The organism is Allobosea sp. 2KB_26 (genome assembly GCF_052115715.1).
Taxonomy (GTDB): Bacteria; Pseudomonadota; Alphaproteobacteria; order Rhizobiales; family Beijerinckiaceae; genus Allobosea.
The window spans coordinates 58,377-73,999 of the sequence record NZ_JBFRHE010000009.1 but is presented as its reverse complement, the minus strand read 5'-3'; the positions used below and the strand labels follow the sequence as shown (position 1 = coordinate 73,999).

At 64.9% G+C, this 15,623-nt stretch carries 14 protein-coding genes and 1 pseudogene; 6 read left to right on the top strand and 9 right to left on the bottom strand.

Annotation, left to right across the window (positions count from 1 at the left end; genetic code table 11):
- Nucleotides 1-29: 29 nt before the first annotated feature.
- The 6 genes and pseudogenes from AB4099_RS22290 to AB4099_RS22265 form a co-directional block, all read right to left on the bottom strand.
- Nucleotides 30-164, bottom strand: a pseudogene (locus AB4099_RS22290) (SDR family oxidoreductase); the annotation flags it as partial.
- A gap of 16 nt (nucleotides 165-180) precedes the next feature.
- A complete protein-coding gene (locus tag AB4099_RS22285) occupies nucleotides 181-732 on the bottom strand; it encodes a cysteine hydrolase family protein (RefSeq protein WP_441479661.1) in 552 nt (183 codons plus the stop codon).
- Complete coding sequence (tal, locus tag AB4099_RS22280; protein ID WP_441479660.1) at nucleotides 732-1,706, bottom strand: transaldolase; 975 nt, start codon at nucleotides 1,704-1,706, stop codon at nucleotides 732-734. The genes AB4099_RS22285 and tal overlap by 1 nt, the downstream gene beginning before the upstream one ends.
- A gap of 110 nt (nucleotides 1,707-1,816) precedes the next feature.
- Entirely contained in the window at nucleotides 1,817-2,653 is an 837-nt protein-coding gene (locus AB4099_RS22275; protein ID WP_113515117.1) for a carbohydrate ABC transporter permease, read from the bottom strand.
- Nucleotides 2,653-3,540 (bottom strand): carbohydrate ABC transporter permease, encoded by an 888-nt coding sequence (locus AB4099_RS22270; protein ID WP_441479659.1) that lies wholly within the window; start codon nucleotides 3,538-3,540, stop codon nucleotides 2,653-2,655. Before AB4099_RS22270 ends, AB4099_RS22275 begins: the two co-directional genes overlap by 1 nt.
- 99 nt (nucleotides 3,541-3,639) lie before the next feature.
- On the bottom strand, nucleotides 3,640-5,013 hold the full coding sequence (locus AB4099_RS22265) for an ABC transporter substrate-binding protein (protein WP_441479768.1): 1,374 nt from the start codon (nucleotides 5,011-5,013) through the stop codon (nucleotides 3,640-3,642).
- A 276-nt stretch (nucleotides 5,014-5,289) separates the two neighbouring features.
- Here AB4099_RS22265 and AB4099_RS22260 point away from each other — a divergent pair, with 276 nt between their 5' ends.
- On the top strand, nucleotides 5,290-6,276 hold the full coding sequence (locus AB4099_RS22260) for an ABC transporter substrate-binding protein (protein WP_441479658.1): 987 nt from the start codon (nucleotides 5,290-5,292) through the stop codon (nucleotides 6,274-6,276).
- A 23-nt stretch (nucleotides 6,277-6,299) separates the two neighbouring features.
- Nucleotides 6,300-8,042 (top strand): ABC transporter permease, encoded by a 1,743-nt coding sequence (locus tag AB4099_RS22255; protein ID WP_441479657.1) that lies wholly within the window; start codon nucleotides 6,300-6,302, stop codon nucleotides 8,040-8,042.
- A gap of 15 nt (nucleotides 8,043-8,057) precedes the next feature.
- Here AB4099_RS22255 and AB4099_RS22250 read toward each other — a convergent pair whose 3' ends face one another.
- Entirely contained in the window at nucleotides 8,058-8,972 is a 915-nt protein-coding gene (locus tag AB4099_RS22250) for a LysR family transcriptional regulator (RefSeq protein WP_441479656.1), read from the bottom strand.
- A gap of 124 nt (nucleotides 8,973-9,096) precedes the next feature.
- On the opposite strand from AB4099_RS22250, the gene AB4099_RS22245 reads away from it, so the two are divergent.
- The 4 genes from AB4099_RS22245 (at nucleotide 9,097) to nudC (ending at nucleotide 13,863) form a co-directional block, all read left to right on the top strand.
- Nucleotides 9,097-10,593 carry a CoA-acylating methylmalonate-semialdehyde dehydrogenase gene (locus tag AB4099_RS22245; protein WP_441479655.1) on the top strand — a complete coding sequence of 499 codons (1,497 nt, stop codon included), beginning with the start codon at nucleotides 9,097-9,099 and terminating at the stop codon, nucleotides 10,591-10,593.
- A gap of 26 nt (nucleotides 10,594-10,619) precedes the next feature.
- Nucleotides 10,620-11,768 carry an isobutyryl-CoA dehydrogenase gene (locus AB4099_RS22240; protein WP_441479654.1) on the top strand — a complete coding sequence of 383 codons (1,149 nt, stop codon included), beginning with the start codon at nucleotides 10,620-10,622 and terminating at the stop codon, nucleotides 11,766-11,768.
- A gap of 59 nt (nucleotides 11,769-11,827) precedes the next feature.
- Nucleotides 11,828-12,715, top strand: a complete 888-nt coding sequence (gene mmsB, locus AB4099_RS22235) for a 3-hydroxyisobutyrate dehydrogenase (RefSeq protein WP_441479653.1) — start codon at nucleotides 11,828-11,830, stop codon at nucleotides 12,713-12,715.
- A 191-nt stretch (nucleotides 12,716-12,906) separates the two neighbouring features.
- The gene (nudC, locus tag AB4099_RS22230) at nucleotides 12,907-13,863 is read left to right on the top strand and encodes an NAD(+) diphosphatase (RefSeq protein WP_113515103.1); all 957 of its coding nucleotides are present in this window, start codon (nucleotides 12,907-12,909) and stop codon (nucleotides 13,861-13,863) included.
- A 50-nt stretch (nucleotides 13,864-13,913) separates the two neighbouring features.
- On the opposite strand, the gene AB4099_RS22225 is transcribed toward nudC, so the two are convergent.
- Nucleotides 13,914-14,768: a prephenate dehydratase gene (locus tag AB4099_RS22225; protein ID WP_441479652.1), complete on the bottom strand. Its 855-nt coding sequence runs from the start codon at nucleotides 14,766-14,768 to the stop codon at nucleotides 13,914-13,916.
- Nucleotides 14,769-14,771: 3 nt separating this feature from the next.
- A complete protein-coding gene (locus AB4099_RS22220) occupies nucleotides 14,772-15,515 on the bottom strand; it encodes a 3-deoxy-manno-octulosonate cytidylyltransferase (RefSeq protein ID WP_113515099.1) in 744 nt (247 codons plus the stop codon).
- Between the last annotated feature and the right edge of the window lie 108 nt (nucleotides 15,516-15,623).

The window sequence follows — 15,623 nt, the reverse complement described above, 5'->3', positions numbered from 1 at the left end:
TCGCCCCTAGGAGCGAACTGCGAATATTCTCAATAGGTTGCCTGACCGCCCGAAAGATCGAAAACGGCGCCGGTAGAGAAACTGCAGCGCTCACTCGCCAGCCAGGCGACGAGCTCGGCCAGTTCATCGACCGTTCCCAGCCGTCCGAGCGGGCTCTTGGCGACCGCGCCCGACCGCCAATCAGGCGAACGTGACCTGAGCCAGCGGCCTGACGCGGATCGTCGCGGAACCGGCATCGAAGCCGTCAAGCAGGGCATTGTGATGCGCCACGATCTGCTCGACTTGCAGCGCCTCACTGTCGGCCGTCGTGTGCGCATCGGCGACGAGCGTGACATCGAAGCCCAGGCCGACGGCGCGCCGGCAGGTGGTATCGACACAATACTGCGTCATCAACCCGGCGATCACGAGATGGCCGATCCTCCGCTCCGCGAGCACGACCTGCAGGGCGGTGTCGTGAAAGGAATCGCAGGCCGTCTTGTGAACGACGATGTCACCCGGGTGTCGCGGCAGGCCGGGATGAAGTTCCCAGCCGGGAGTCCCGGTTTCCAGGCGGTGCCCGGCCGGGCCGTCATGCTGGATGAAGATCACCGGGCGGTGGGCAGCATGCGCGCGACCGATCAACTCGGCCAGGCGCTCGCGCACTTTCGCAAAGCGCTCCCCGACGACTGCGCGCGCAGCTCCCGGCACGGCCAGGATGTCGCGCTGGACGTCGATGATGACAAGTGCCGTCATCAAGCAGCCTTGGCGCCCTCGAGACGGGCATCGACCAGCTTGCGCAGGCCGCGCAGGTCCTTGACGAAGCCGCGAATGCCTTCGGCGAGCTTCTCCGTCGCCATCGCATCCTCGTTCAGCGCGAAGCGGAACGCCTTCTCATCGAGCTGCAGCTTCGCGGGCGCCTTCCCGGAATTGTCCGGCGAGAGCCTGCGCGGCAGATCGCCCTGCGCCGCAGCGAGCTCGTCGAGCAGGCCGGGGCCGATGGTGAGCCGGTCGCAACCCGCCAGCGCCTCGATCTCGCCCGTGTTGCGGAAGGAGGCGCCCATCACCACCGTGTCGATGCCGTAGGCCTTGTAATAGGCATAGATGGTGCGGACCGAGACCACGCCGGGATCGGTTTCCGCCGTGTAGGGGCCGCCACCGGCCTTGACGTGCCAGTCGAGGATTCGACCGACGAACGGCGAAATCAGGAAGGCCTTCGCATCCGCACAGGCGATGGCCTGCGGAAGCGAGAAGAGCAGGGTCAGGTTGCAGTCGATGCCCTCGCCCTGCAGCACCCTGGCCGCCTGGATACCCTCCCAGGTCGAGGCGATCTTGATCAGGATGCGCTCCCGCCCGACGCCGCGCTCCTTGTAGGCGGCGATGATGGCGCGGGCCTTGTCGATGCTCGCCTGCGTGTCGAAGGAGAGATCGGCATCGACCTCGGTCGAGACCCGCCCGGGGACGATCCCGGCGAGTTCGGCGCCGAAGGTCACGGCGAGCCGGTCGCAAACCGCATGCACGCGGGCCTCGCTCGAACCGGCAGCCTTCCGGCCCCAGACAATCGCCTCGTCGACGAGATGGGCATAGGCCGGGGTTTCGACGGCCTTGAGCAGCAAGGTCGGATTCGTGGTGCAATCGACAGGCTTCAGACGGCGCACTGCTTCGATGTCGCCGGTATCGGCGACGACGGTGGTCATCTTGCGGAGCTGGTCGAGCTTGGAAGCGGTCATGGCGATCCTGCCGAAATCGGTGTCTTGAACAATGGTCAAACCTGCGGCGCTCTTCCGGCCCGGTCAAGCGAGTAGGCCGGAAGGACAGCTGCGCGCGCGGCGCAGATGGGTCAGCTCTTGACAGCCCCCGATGTCAGGCCCCCGACCATATTCTTGCGGAAGCCGTAATAGATCACGGCCGGAGGGATGGCGTAGAGCAGGCCGGCAGCCATCAGCAGATTCCAGGGTGCGTCATCCGCGGAGAGGAAGAGCCCGAGGCCGACCGCCAGAGGCACCGCCTTTTCGCTCGAGAGCAGCAGGAAGGCGTAGAGATACTCGTTCCAGGCGAGCAGCAGCGCGTAGATGCCAATGACCACCATCGAAGGCTTCATCAGCGGCAGATAGACCATGCGGAAGAGCTGCAGCGACGTCGCGCCATCCATGATCGCCGCCTCGTCGAGTTCCTTCGGCAGCTTGTCGGAGGCCTGTTTCAGGACCCAGATCGCATAGGGCGAAGCCAGCGCGACCATGGCCAGGATCAGCGCGGTCTGCGTGTTGAGCAAACCGTAGGAGCCCATCGCCTTGTACATCGGGATGGCGAGGAAGGCGGCGGGGATGAGATAGGTCGCCAATGCCAGGTTCATAATGGTGCGCCCGCCCCTGACCCGCAGCCGGGCGATGGCGAAGGCGGCACAGGTCGCAACGAAGAGCGTCAGCAGCCCCGTGGCCACGGCGATGAAGAAGCTGTTGAACATCTGCAGCCAGAAATTGGTCAGGTAATAATGCTGCTGCTTGAAGACGATCTGGAAGTTCTGGAGCGTCGGCTGATCAGGCCAGAGCTTGCCGGCCAGCATCGACTCCTGATTGGAGATCGAGAGCACGAAGAGGTGGTAGATCGGCAGCAGGGTCCAGAGCAGGACCGGGATGGCGATCAGGATCAGCTTGCCTTCGTCGAGAACCTTTTTCATCACTCGGCTCCCTTCGACAGGCGCTTCACCATCACGAAGACCATCGGCAGGATCAGCGGCATCGCGACGATGATCGAGGCGATACCGAGATCCAGGTTGTTGTTGCGCATGTAGCGGATGCCGAGCGTCGCGAGCACATGGTTCAAGTCGCCCGGCCCACCGCCGGTGAGCAGGTAGACGCTGTTGAAGTCGCCCAGCGTCCAGATCATCGAGAGCATGGTCGAAGTGACATAGAGCGTTGCCAGCGAAGGCCAGGTGATGAAGCGGAACTGCTGCCATCCGTTGGCGCCGTCGACGCTCGCGGCCTCATAGAGATCCTGCGAGATCGCCAGCCGGCCTGTGACCAGGATCAGCGTCCAGAACGGCAGAGACTTCCAGATATGGACCATGATCGAGCTCGCGAAGGCGAGTGTCGGGTCGGTGAGCCAGCCCGGCCCCTCGACGATGCCGAACCAGTGGAAGAGCTGCTGGTTCAGCATACCGTTCTCCGGGTTCAGCATCACCCGGAAGGACAGGATGGTCGGGATCGAGGGCACGGCCCAGGGCAGGATGAACAGCACCAGCACGATGCGCACCCAGGCGCGCTGCTGCACGAAGAAGCCCGAGAGCCAGAGCGCGAGCAGGAACTTGAGGTTCACTGCCACGAACAGGAAGATGATGGTGTTCACCACCGTGCGAAGGAAGATCGGGTCGGCGAAGAGCGCGCGATAGGACTGCCAGTTGAGCCCCAGCCAGAGGCCGTAACCGACCGGGTAGACCACCATCACGGCGAAGACGAGGATATAGGGCATCAGCATCAGCGCGCCCCAGAGCGCCCTGTCTCGCGTGTGGCCTGAGGTCATTTCGGCCGATGTCGTTGCCGGCGCTGACATGGTGGTGGCGGTCATCAGTCGTCCTCCGAGGCCCCGCATTCTTTCGACGGGTCGGCATCCCGCGGCGCATTTCGCCGCGGGATGCCGTTTTCGCGGTCGTTCAGGTCGTCGGGATCAGCCGGCGATCTGCTTGATGCGAGCGATCATCTCGTCCACGGCCTGTTCGGGCGAGATCTTGTCCTGGACAACGCGGTTCACCGCCTTGGCCCAGACGTTCTCGGCATTCACGGTCGTGAAATTGTAGTTGTAGACGAACTGGAACGGAACAGTGCCGTCCTTGTACTGCTTGTAGACCACCGCACGGTGCGGGTCCTTGCCATCGGACCAGAACGGAGCCTCGATGCCCTTGAGCGTCGTCGGCACCCAGCGGCCGACCGAGCCCTCGACGAAGGGACGCAGGTTCTCGTCCTTCATCAGGAAGGCCATGAACTCCTTGCCGCGCTTCTTGTTCTTCGCATCGGCGAAGATCACGGCCGTCTTGACCGCCGCCAGGTTCGTCATCGGGCTGCCATCCGGCTTCCTCGGGAACTCGGCCGTACGGATGTTCTCCTCGTAGTTCTTCTTCGCTGTCGCCCGCTGCTCGGCGGTCAGCGCCGGATTGTTCATGTCGTCCATGTGCTTGCCGGCGATCGAGATCGTGGCGTTGTGCGTGGCGACGGTCGTGCGGTTGTGGAACGCGACGTTGTTGTCGGGGTCGAGCCAGTTCACGGACGAGGGGGGAGTGCAGCCGCGCTGGAAGATGTTCGCATAGGCCTTGACCGCCTCGATCATCCCGGCCCGGTTCTTGGGCTGATCGAGGACGATCTTGCCGTTCTCGTCGACGACCTGCGCGTTGAAGGCGTTGGCGAAGGTCAGGAAGCTGTAGAAGGTGTCGGAGGCGGCGACGCCCATGGGATGGCCGATGCCGTAGATGCGCTTGCCCTTGGCCCGTAGCGCGCCCTGGACCTTGTCGCACCAGAAATCCCAATAGCCGTCCCAACCCTTGGGAATGTCCGCTTCCTTGAAGCCCGCCTCCTCCAGCATGTCCTTCCAGTAGGTGATGTGCATCATCTGCTGTTCGACGGGGAAGGCGTAATAGGATTTCTTGCCGGCCTTGTTGTTCATCAGGAAGGTCGTCGCCAGCGCCTGCGGCTGGAACTCGGCCTTCATCGGCTCGATCACGTCAGTGACGTCCTCAAGCTTGCCGTCGAAGGCCCATTTGCCGGTCGTGCGGAAATCGTAGGTGGTGCAGAAGCCGACATCGGGAGGCGTTCCGGCCTCGACGGCGCCGACCGACTTGGTCACGCAATCCTCAGTCGCATAGAGTGAGAGGTCGACCTTGACGCCCGTCGCCTTCTGGAACTTGTCGACCACCGCGAGCAGGGCATCGTCCTCGCCCTTGTAGAATCCCTTGGTGAACCAGACCGTCACCGTTTCCTGCGCAACGGCGGCGCCGGACCAGCCGGCGGCGATCGCCGCGAAGGCTGCGCCGGTCACGAGATAACGCATGGATTTCATTGAGAACCTCCCATTTCAAACGTTTAAATTCGACGTTTTGGTACGCCTTCATTGAGGAGACTAGTCGAAAACCCGTTCGACAAACAAGCCGGAGAGATGCGGGAAATTCGGGCAGACCGGGCAGCCGGCCCGGCGCTGCACCAGCACGTTGTGGAGCAGTTACGCCGCCGCATGCGGCCCCGGTGATGACAGGTCACGGATGTGTCATATACGCGGTCTACCGCGAGTGCCTGAGGCCGGCCGGCCGACGGACAGGAGAGAAAGATAATGCATTCGAAGGCGATGATCGCTCTGGCTGCGACGGGCCTTGCCCTTTGCCTGGCCCCTCTTCCTGTCCAGGCTGCCGAGGGCAAGCTGGTTCTCTACACCAGCCAACCCAATACCGACGCCCAGCAGACCATCGACGCCTTCAAGGCGAAATACCCCAAGGTCGAGATCAGCTTCGTGCGCGACGGCACGCCGCGCATTATGGCCAAGCTCAGGGCCGAGATCGAGGCCGGCGCGCCTCAGGCCGATGTTCTTCTGATCGCCGATTCGGTGACGATGGAGGGGTTGAAGCAGGAGAACCGGCTGCTGGCGCATGAGGCCGCCGCGACATCGGCCTATCCCGCCGGCATTCACGACCCCCAGAAGATGTGGTTCGCGACCAAGCTGATCACCACCGGCATCGTCTACAACACCAAGGCGGGACTGAAGCCGACCAGCTGGCTGGACCTCGGCAAGCCGGAGGTCAAGAACCTGCTGGCCATGCCGAGCCCACTGAACTCCGGCGCAGCTTTGATCCACACCATGACGCTCGCAGGCAGCCTGCCCGGTGGCTGGGGCTATTATGAAACCCTCAGGAACAACGGTGCGCTGGCAGCAGGTGGCAATGGCGATATCCTCAGGCAGGTCGCCACCGGCGAGAAGCTCTACGGCATGATCGTCGACTTCATGCCGATCCGCGAGAAGGCCAAGGGCGCGCCGGTCGAGTTCGTGTTCCCGAGCGAGGGCGTCTCCGCCGTCAGCGAACCGGTCGCCATCCTCAAGAGCACCAGAAATCCGGAAGCCGCCAAGGCGTTCGTCGATTTCCTGATCTCGAAGGAGGGCCAGGAACTCGCCCTGAAGCAGGGCTATGTCGCGGCACACCCCGACGTTGCGCTGCCCGCAGGCTATCCGGAGCGTGCCGCCATCAAGCTGATGCCGTTTGATGCGGCCAAGGCGCTGGCCGACGAGACCGCAGCGCGCAAGCGCTTCAGCGCAATCTTCGAGTAAGCCCAAGCCAGGCCGGACGCAGCATGACCCTCGTCGCCCGCTCCGACCGGCCGCATATCGGGCAATCTCGGCTCCTGCCAGGGTTGCACCTGCCTTCGGGGATCGGGCTGCCCGTGCTGGTGGCGCTTTGCGTCCTGGTCTTCGGTGGCCTTCCCTTCCTGCGCCTCCTGCTCGCCGCCTTCGCACCCGGCGGCCGGTTCATGCCGGATGCAGCTCTCGCCGAAATCGGCAGCCGGGCCGCTCTGACCGCGACCTTGCACAGCATCGAGACCGCCGGTCTCTCCGCGCTCGGCGCCTTCGCGATTGGCGGCGCCGTCGCGATCCTGCTCGCGGTGACGGATATACGCGGCCAGCGTCCGCTGGCCTTCGCCTTCGTCTTCTCGATGATGATCGCGCCGCAGGTGGCGGCGCTCGCCTTCCTCAGCCTGACTGCACCCCACTCTCCCATTCTTGGCGCGCTTGGCCTGACACCGGCGCCGGGGACGCCCAATCCGCTGCTGGGCCGAGGCGGGATCATCCTGGTTATGGCGCTGCATCATGCGCCGCTGGTCGCGATCACGCTCTGGAGCGGCTTGCGCAGCGTTCCGCACTCGCTGATCGAGGCGGCGGAGCTCGAAGGGGCGGCCCCACCGACGATCATCGCGCGCATCCTGCTGCCGGTCCTGCGCCCGCAGATCGTCGCAGCGGGATTGATCGCCTTCGTCGCCGGCATCGGTAATTTCGGCATCCCGGCGCTGCTCGGATTGCCGGTGAACTATCTCACCCTGCCAACCCTGATCTACCGGCGGCTTTCGAGCTTTGGACCGGCGGGCCTGCCGGATGCCGCCGCCTTGTCGCTGCTTGTCGCGCTGGTTGCCGGCCTCGGGATTCTCGCGAGCATGCTTGCGACGCGGCGCGGTGGCAAGGTCGAGATCGAGCGCCCCTTGCAGCCCTTCTGGTCTCTCGGCAGCGCCCGCCCCTTCGTCACGGCCGGACTCTGGCTGCTGATCGCCCTGAAGCTCGGCCTGCCCTTCCTCGCCTTGCTCGGCGAAGCCCTGACGCCGGCGCTCGGTGTCGCACTATCCTGGCAAAGCCTGACCTTCGACAAGTTCACCGAGGTGCTGTTGCGCCAGGACGTAACAGCGCGCGCCTTCCGCAATTCCTTCCTGTTCGCCGGCACCGCGGCGGTGATCCTTGCGCTGGCCTCGATCGCCTTCGCCTACGCGCTGGAGCGGCGAATGGGCAAGGCGAGACGTGTGGTCGAGCTTGTTATCGAGCTGCCCTATGCCTTGCCCGGCGTGGTCCTCGCCATCGCCTGCATCCTGATGTTCCTGAAGCCGCTGCCGCTGATCGGCGTCAGCATCTACGCGACGCCGTTCATCATCCTCTTCGCCTATCTCGCGCGCTTCCTGCCACTGGCGCTGAAAGCCCCGATGGCGGCAATGGCGCAGATCGAGGCGCATCACGAAGAGGCGGCGAAACTGGACGGTGTCACGCTTTGGCAGATGCTGCGCTTCATCGTGGCGCCGATCCTCGCCCCGGCTGCGACGGTCAGTGCGTTGATGGTGTTCCTCGTGGCCTTCAACGAACTCACCGTCTCGGCGCTGCTCTGGTCTTCGGGAACCGAGACGCTGGGCGTCGTGCTCTTCAGCCTGAAGGAAGCCGGGCTCGCCGGCGAGGCGGCAGCGGTCGCGATCAGCGCCTCGGCCGTGATCCTCTGCGTGATGCTGCTGCTCGACCTTTGCGCCAAGCGCCTGCCAGAGAATGTCCTGCCCTGGCGGATCTGAGCGTCACTCTGCCGCCTACGTCTCGATCCTGAGCTCGCCCATCATCAGCGAGCGCGCCGCCTTTGCCTCGCGAACGATGAAATCGACGATGGCGCGCACGCGGGCGACATCCTTGAGATCGGCATGGACCAGCAACCAGAACGAGCGCGTGATCGACACCGTATGCGGCAGGACGGGCACCAGGCGCCCCTCTGTCGCCGCCATGAAATGATGGATGACGCCGATACCGGCGCCGGCAACCACCGCATTCATCTGAGCCAGCACATTCGAGCTCTGCACCTGCGCCCGTAAGCCCTTGGCGACCTCGTCGAGATAGTCGAGTTCCGGCGTGAAGATCAGGTCGTCGATATAGCCGACGATCCGATGTTCGAAGAGGTCGTCGGGCTTCGCGACCACCGGCATGCTGTCGAGATACTCGCGCGTCGCATAGAGGCCGAGCCGGTAATCGCAGAGCTTGCGCGCAACGACCTTGCCCTCCTTGGGCGGCGCCAGCGTGATCGCGACATCGGCCTCCCGCTTGGACAGCGACAGCAGCCGCGGCATGGCGATGAGCTGCAGCTCGAGCCCGGGATAGGCCTTGGCAAGGCCGGCCAGGCGCGGCGCCAGGAAACAGGTACCGAAACCGTCCGGCGCGCCGATCCGCACAGTGCCGGCCAGCGCCATGTCGGCACCGCCGATATCGCTCTGGATCGCGAGCGCCTCGGTCTCCATGCTCTCGGCCTTGGCAAGCAATCGCTCGCCATGGGCCGTGAGGGTGTAGCCCTGCGGCCGGCGCTCGAAGAGCTTGGCCTTGAGCGATTCCTCCAGAGAGGTGACACGACGCGAGACCGTGGCATGATCGGCGCCCAGACGCCGGGCCGCGGCCGTCAGCCGGCCGGAGCGGGCAACAGCGAGAAAGAAGCGCAGATCATCCCAGTCGAACCTCTCCAAGACGCTCTCCCTGATATTTGCGTTTGCGCACGGCGACCGCTTGATAGTTGCTATAGCCGTGCACAAACGAGAATGGTAGGGGTGAGGCCAATCAAGACACCACACCATTCGTAGGGAGGGCGCCATGCGTCAGGTCGGTCATTTCATTGGTGGCAAGCACGTCGCCGGAACCTCGGGTCGCACCGCCGACATCTACCAGCCGATGGACGGAACCGTGATCGGCAAGGTCGCGCTCGCCTCTCCCGCGGAGATGCGCGCCGCTGTCGAAAACGCACTGGCGGCACAGCCGAAATGGGCGGCGGTCAACCCGCAGCGCCGCGCCCGCGTGCTGATGAAGTTCCTCGACCTCATCGCGCAGAACAATGACGAGCTGGCCGAGCTGCTCGCCCGCGAGCACGGCAAGACCATCGCCGACGCCAAGGGCGACATTCAGCGCGGCGTCGAGGTCGTCGAATTCTCACTCGGCATCCCGAACCTGATGAAGGGTGAATTCACCGACGGCGCCGGCCCCGGCATCGACATCTATTCGATGCGCCAGCCGCTCGGCGTCTGCGCCGGCATCACGCCGTTCAATTTCCCCGCAATGATCCCGCTCTGGAAGCTCGGCCCCGCCATCGCCTGCGGCAACGCTTTCATTCTGAAGCCGTCCGAGCGCGATCCTGGCGTGCCGATGCGTCTGGCCGAGCTGTTCATCGAAGCCGGCGGTCCTCCCGGCATCCTCAATGTCGTCAACGGCGACAAGGAAGCGGTCGACGCCATCCTCGACGATCACGACATCAAGGCCGTCGGCTTCGTCGGCTCGACCCCGATCGCCGAGTATATCTATGCCCGTGGCTGCGCCAACGGGAAGCGCGTGCAGTGCTTCGGCGGCGCCAAGAACCACATGATCATCATGCCGGATGCCGACATGGACCAGGCCGTCGACGCGCTGATCGGCGCCGGCTACGGCTCGGCCGGCGAGCGCTGCATGGCGATCTCGGTCGCGGTTCCGGTCGGCAAGGCCACCGCCGATGAGCTGGTGAAGCGCCTCATCCCCCGCGTCGAGAGCCTGAAGATCGGCCCCTCCACCGATTCCTCCGCCGATTACGGCCCGGTCGTCACCAGGCAGGCACTCGACAAGATCAAGGGCTATGTCGAAACCGGCATCAACGAGGGCGCCAAGCTCGTCGTCGATGGCCGCGGCTTCAAGATGCAGGGTTACGAGAACGGCTTCTACATGGGTGGCTGCCTGTTCGACCATGTCACGCCCGACATGCGCATCTACAAGGAAGAGATCTTCGGCCCCGTGCTCTCTGTCGTACGCGCCAAGGACTATGAGGAAGGCCTCAAGCTCGCCAACGACCACGAATACGGCAACGGCGTCGCGATCTACACCCGCGACGGCGATGCGGCGCGCGACTTCGCCTCGCGCGTCCAGGTCGGCATGGTCGGCGTCAACGTGCCGATCCCGGTGCCGCTGGCCTATTATACCTTCGGTGGCTGGAAGCGTTCGTCCTTCGGCGATCTCAACCAGCACGGCCCGGACTCGATCCGTTTCTACACCAAGACCAAGACGGTGACCTCGCGTTGGCCGTCAGGCGTCAAGGATGGAGCAAGCTTCGTCATCCCGACGATGGGCTGAAGCCCCCGGACGGCAAGGATCGCGACATGTTCTCCCTCACCGAAGACCAGATCGCGATCCGCGACATGGCGCAGGGTTTCGCTTCAGAAACCCTCGCCCCTCATGCCCTGCGCTGGGATGAAGAGAAGCACTTCCCGGTCGAAGAGATGCGTCAGGCCGCCGCGCTCGGCATGGGCGGCATCTATATCGGCGAGGATGTCGGCGGCTCCGGACTGTCACGGCTCGACGCGACGCTGATCTTCGAGGCACTCGCGACCGGCTGCCCGACAGTCGCAGCCTATATCTCGATCCACAACATGTGCGCCTGGATGATCGACCGCTACGGCTCCGAGGAGCAGCGCCATGCCTGGTTGCCGAAGCTCTGTTCGATGGAGCATCTGGCGAGCTACTGCCTGACGGAGCCCGGAGCAGGGTCGGACGCTGCCGCGCTGAAGACCCGGGCGGTCCGCGACGGCGATCATTACGTGCTCGATGGCCAGAAGCAGTTCATCTCCGGCGCCGGCGTCTCCGACATCTATGTCGTGATGGCGCGCACCGGCGAGGCCGGCCCCTCGGGCATCTCGACGGTCGTCGTCGAGAACGGCACGCCCGGCCTGTCCTTTGGGGCCAACGAGAAGAAGATGGGCTGGAATGCGCAGCCGACGCGCGCCGTGATCTTCGAGAATTGCCGCGTCCCCGTGGCGAACCGCCTCGGCCCCGAGGGGATCGGCTTCAAGATCGCGATGGCAGGCCTCGATGGCGGGCGGCTCAATATCGGGGCCTGCTCGCTCGGCGGGGCACAGGCCGCGCTCGACAAGGCGCTGGCCTACGCACAGGAGCGCAAGGCCTTTGGTGCACGCATCGCCGATTTCCAGGCATTGCAGTTCAAGCTTGCCGACATGGCGACCGAGCTCGAGGCGGCACGGACCTTCCTGTGGCGGGCAGCCTCGGCACTCGACGCGAAGGCACCCGATGCGACCAAGCTCTGCGCTATGGCCAAGCGGGTTGCCACCGATACCGGCTTCGAAGTCGCGAACGAGGCGCTGCAGATTCATGGCGGCTACGGCTATCTCGCCGATTACGGCATCGAGAAGGTCGTGCGGGACCTGCGCGTTCATCAGATCCTGGAAGGCACGAACGAGGTCATGCGCATGATTGTGGCGCGCTCGCTGGTAGGGCGGGCAAAGGGGAACTAGCCTCAGAGCCGGGATATCCCTGCCCCACGGAAGAGCTTCTCAAACGACGAGGTTAGACCATGACCAGCATCGCCTTCATCGGGCTCGGCAATATGGGCGGGCCGATGGCCGCCAATCTCGTCAAGGCCGGGCATGAGGTCAGCGCCTTCGACCTGGTGCAGGCCTCGAAGGATGCGGCAGCTGAACTTGGCGTGCACATTGCGGGCTCAGCCAGGGAGGCGGTCGCCAATGCCGAGGTCATCGTCACCATGCTGCCGGCCGGCAAGCATGTGCTCGCGGTCTGGGCCGACATTCTGCACGCCGTGAAGCCGGGCGCGCTGATCATCGATTCCTCGACCATCGATGTCGAAAGCGCCCGCAAGGCGCATGCGCTGGCGACCGAACGCGGCTGCCTCTCGCTCGATGCGCCGGTTTCCGGCGGTGTCGGTGGCGCAAAGGGCGCGACCCTGACCTTCATGGTCGGCGGCTCGAAGGATGCTTTCGAGAAGGGCGACCCGATCCTCTCCGCCATGGGCCGGCGCGTCGTCCATTGCGGACCGGCCGGCAACGGCCAGGCGGCCAAGATCTGCAACAACATGATCCTGGGCATCTCGATGATCGGCGTCTCCGAGGCCTTCGTGCTCGCCGAGAAGCTCGGCTTGTCGCATCAGGCCCTGTTCGATGTCGCATCGACCTCCTCCGGCCAATGCTGGTCGCTGACCACCTACTGCCCCGTTCCAGGCCCGGTGCCGACTTCGCCGGCCAATAACGACTACAAGCCGGGCTTCGCATCCGCGCTGATGCTGAAGGATTTGAAGCTCGCGCAGGAAGCGGCCCAGGCGGCCGGCGCCGCGACCCCTCTCGGCGCGGCCGCAGCCCAGCTTTTCAGCCTGCACAATGCCTGGGGTGAAGGCAGCTCCGATTTCTCCGCGATCATCCATCTGCTGCGCGGGCGCGGCGAGCGCTAGATCGCCGATGTTTGCATCGGCTTTCCCGAAAGCCGCAATCCACCTTTCAGGCCGATGCTTTGAGGCACGACCAAACCGCAGGGAGCAGACCCGCCTCGCGCCTTCCGCCTCTGGCGCAGGCGGCACTTTGCCGCTAGCACATCCGCCTATATGGCGGTTGTTCTTAAGCCGCCTGCCAGACGGGTGTGCGCATGAACGATGTCTCCTTTCGACGCGAACGCTCGGCCCTGACCGGCTTTGCCACGAACCCGCTCGACCGCCGCGGCGACCTGCGTGACCGTCCCGACGCGGTCGAGGGCTTTCGGGCTTCGCCCGGTACGCGCCATGCGATCGTCTCCGGCGAGACGCCGATCCTGAAGCGGATCGACGCCGAGACATTCACGATCTGGTTCGCCGAGAGCGAGGCCGACGCTATCGGCAAGGCGCATGAGGAAGTCTTCCTCGGGCTCGACCCGCAAGGGACCGCCTGCTTCGGCCGACTGGTCGACCGGGAGCTCGCCGAGCCGCTGCGCGAGCGCGACGACCTCCTGGTCAGCGACCTGCGCTCGATCGCCCTGAAGCGGCTCGTTCCGGCCGAAGAGGTCGGGCCGCTGGGCGAGGCCAAGGCCCTGCTCGACTGGCATGCGCGGCATCGCTTCTGCGCCCGCTGCGGCGGGCTCTCGCCAACGGTGAGCGGCGGCTGGCGGCGCGAATGCTCACAATGCGGCGCGCTGCACTTCCCGCGCACCGACCCGGTCGTGATCATGCTCGCGGTGCGTGGCGATCAGTGCTTCCTGGCCCGTCAGGCCCGGTTCGCGCCCGGCATGTATTCCTGCATTGCCGGCTTTCTCGAGCCCGGCGAAACCTTTGAGGATGCGGTGCGCCGCGAAACCCTCGAGGAAGCAGGGCTGCGCACCGGCGCCGTGCGCTATGTCGCCTCGCAGCCCTGGCCCTTCCCGTCCTCCCTGATGATCGGCTGCATCAGCGAAGCGCTGAACGACGACATCACGCTGGATGGGAACGAGCTCGAAGCAGGGCGCTGGTTCTCGCGGGAAGAGGCGCTGCAGATGCTGGAGGGAAGGCATCGCGACGGCCTGTCCTGCCCGCCCCATATGGCGATCGCGAACACGATCCTGAAGGCGTGGGCCGAGGACGGCGTCACGCCCTAGCACGCGAGGGCGTCTGCAGCCGACGCGGTTTCCGCTCGGCTGCGATCGGCCTATTCTCCCGGCTCGGCGAGGCTCGCGCGGAATTCGTGCGCCGGGTAGACGCCGAGAATCTTCATCTCCTTGGAGAAATAATCGAGCTCCGTCAGGGCGCGCTTCAGGTCCGCGTCATCAGGATGCCCTTCGACATCGCAGTAGAACATCGTCGCTGAGAAATGGCCGTCGACCATGTAGCTCTCGAGCTTGGTCATGTTGATGCCGTTGGTGGCAAAGCCGCCCAGCGCCTTGTACAGCGCCGCCGGGATGTTGCGCACGCGGAACATCAGCGTCGTCACGGTCTTCTTCGCGCCCTGGCGGGTGAATTCCGGATATTTCGAAAGCACGACGAAGCGCGTGGTGTTGTGCTTCTCGTCCTCGATGTCCTCCATCAGGATGTTCAGCCCGTAGACCTCAGCCGCGATATGCGGCGCGATCGCCGCGCGGGTGACGTCCGCGGCTTCCGCGACCTGCCGGGCAGAGCCGGCGGTATCAGCAGCGACCTCGGCCTTGAGGCCAAGCTTCTTGATGATCTTGCGGCACTGGCCGAGCGCATGGATATGGCTTTGCACGGTCTTCAGGGTGGCGAGCGTGGCTCCCTGCACCGCCATCAGGTGAAAGCGGATCGGCAGGAAATGCTCGCCGATAATGTGCAGGCCGGAGCGCGGCAGCAGATGATGGATATCGGCAACGCGACCGGCGATCGAATTGTCGATCGGGATCATGCCGTAGCGGGCCGTTCCGTCGCTGACCGCGGACAGGGCGTCCTCGAAGGTTGCGCAGGGCAGCAACTCGCAATCCGGAAAGACCTGCAGGGCGGCCTGCGAGGAGAAGGCTCCGGGCTCGCCCTGGTAGGACACGACGACAGACATGATTCAGGCTCCGAGGCGGGATTTCAGGAGCGCGCGGGCGCGATCCAGGTCAGGAGGAGTGTCGACGCCGCGCGGGACGTGATCGATGACCATCACGTCGATCCGCATGCCGTCTTCCAGTGCACGCAACTGCTCGAGCTTCTCGCGGAGTTCGAGCGGCGATTGCGGCAGGCTGACGAAACGATCGAGCGCACGGCGGCGATACGCATAGAGGCCGACATGGTGATAGAGCGGCCCCTCGCCGCTCGGCGCGGTGGCACGGGTAAAGTAGAGGGCGCGCATCCGGCCAGGACTGATCTCGCTGCCGATCAGCTTGACGACGCTCGGCGCGGTCTTCTCGTCCTCATCGGTGATGACGCCGGCCAGGGTCGCGATGTCGACGGCAGCGTCCTCGAGCGGCTTCACCGCGGCAGCGATCGCGCTCGGCTCGAGCGTGGGAAAATCTCCCTGCACGTTGACGATGATGTCGTGGCGCCCCTGCGGGTCGACGATGTCGGCTGCTTCCTTGATTCGATCCGAGCCGGTCTGGTGATGGATGCTGGTCATCACCGCCCTCCCCCCGGCCTTCTCGACCGCCGCCACGATGCGCGGCTCGTCAGTGGCGACGACCACGGCACCGACGCCCGATTCCATCGCGCGGCGCCAGACATGCACGATCATCGGTTCGCCGAGGATGTCTGCGAGAGGCTTGTCGGGCAGGCGGGTCGCCTGCATGCGGGCGGGAATCAGAATCAGCGGGTCCGACATCGGCAACAGCTCTGGGGGGAATGTCGCGGGGCTGCGACGGGAGGCGTCAAAAGGTCTCAAAGAGGTGCGTGCTTATACGAGTTGCAATGAAGCGCGCAAAGCGGTTAA

What these genes read in the sequence shown, in the direction of transcription:
- AB4099_RS22285 (WP_441479661.1), bottom strand. Translation starts at nt 732, where the DNA reads ATGACGGCACTTGTCATCATCGACGTCCAGCGCGACATCCTGGCCGTG.
- tal (WP_441479660.1), bottom strand. Translation starts at nt 1,706, where the DNA reads ATGACCGCTTCCAAGCTCGACCAGCTCCGCAAGATGACCACCGTCGTC.
- AB4099_RS22275 (WP_113515117.1), bottom strand. Translation starts at nt 2,653, where the DNA reads ATGAAAAAGGTTCTCGACGAAGGCAAGCTGATCCTGATCGCCATCCCG.
- AB4099_RS22270 (WP_441479659.1), bottom strand. Translation starts at nt 3,540, where the DNA reads ATGACCGCCACCACCATGTCAGCGCCGGCAACGACATCGGCCGAAATG.
- AB4099_RS22265 (WP_441479768.1), bottom strand. Translation starts at nt 5,013, where the DNA reads ATGCGTTATCTCGTGACCGGCGCAGCCTTCGCGGCGATCGCCGCCGGC.
- AB4099_RS22260 (WP_441479658.1), top strand. Translation starts at nt 5,290, where the DNA reads ATGCATTCGAAGGCGATGATCGCTCTGGCTGCGACGGGCCTTGCCCTT.
- AB4099_RS22255 (WP_441479657.1), top strand. Translation starts at nt 6,300, where the DNA reads ATGACCCTCGTCGCCCGCTCCGACCGGCCGCATATCGGGCAATCTCGG.
- AB4099_RS22245 (WP_441479655.1), top strand. Translation starts at nt 9,097, where the DNA reads ATGCGTCAGGTCGGTCATTTCATTGGTGGCAAGCACGTCGCCGGAACC.
- AB4099_RS22240 (WP_441479654.1), top strand. Translation starts at nt 10,620, where the DNA reads ATGTTCTCCCTCACCGAAGACCAGATCGCGATCCGCGACATGGCGCAG.
- mmsB (WP_441479653.1), top strand. Translation starts at nt 11,828, where the DNA reads ATGACCAGCATCGCCTTCATCGGGCTCGGCAATATGGGCGGGCCGATG.
- nudC (WP_113515103.1), top strand. Translation starts at nt 12,907, where the DNA reads ATGAACGATGTCTCCTTTCGACGCGAACGCTCGGCCCTGACCGGCTTT.
- AB4099_RS22225 (WP_441479652.1), bottom strand. Translation starts at nt 14,768, where the DNA reads ATGTCTGTCGTCGTGTCCTACCAGGGCGAGCCCGGAGCCTTCTCCTCG.
- AB4099_RS22220 (WP_113515099.1), bottom strand. Translation starts at nt 15,515, where the DNA reads ATGTCGGACCCGCTGATTCTGATTCCCGCCCGCATGCAGGCGACCCGC.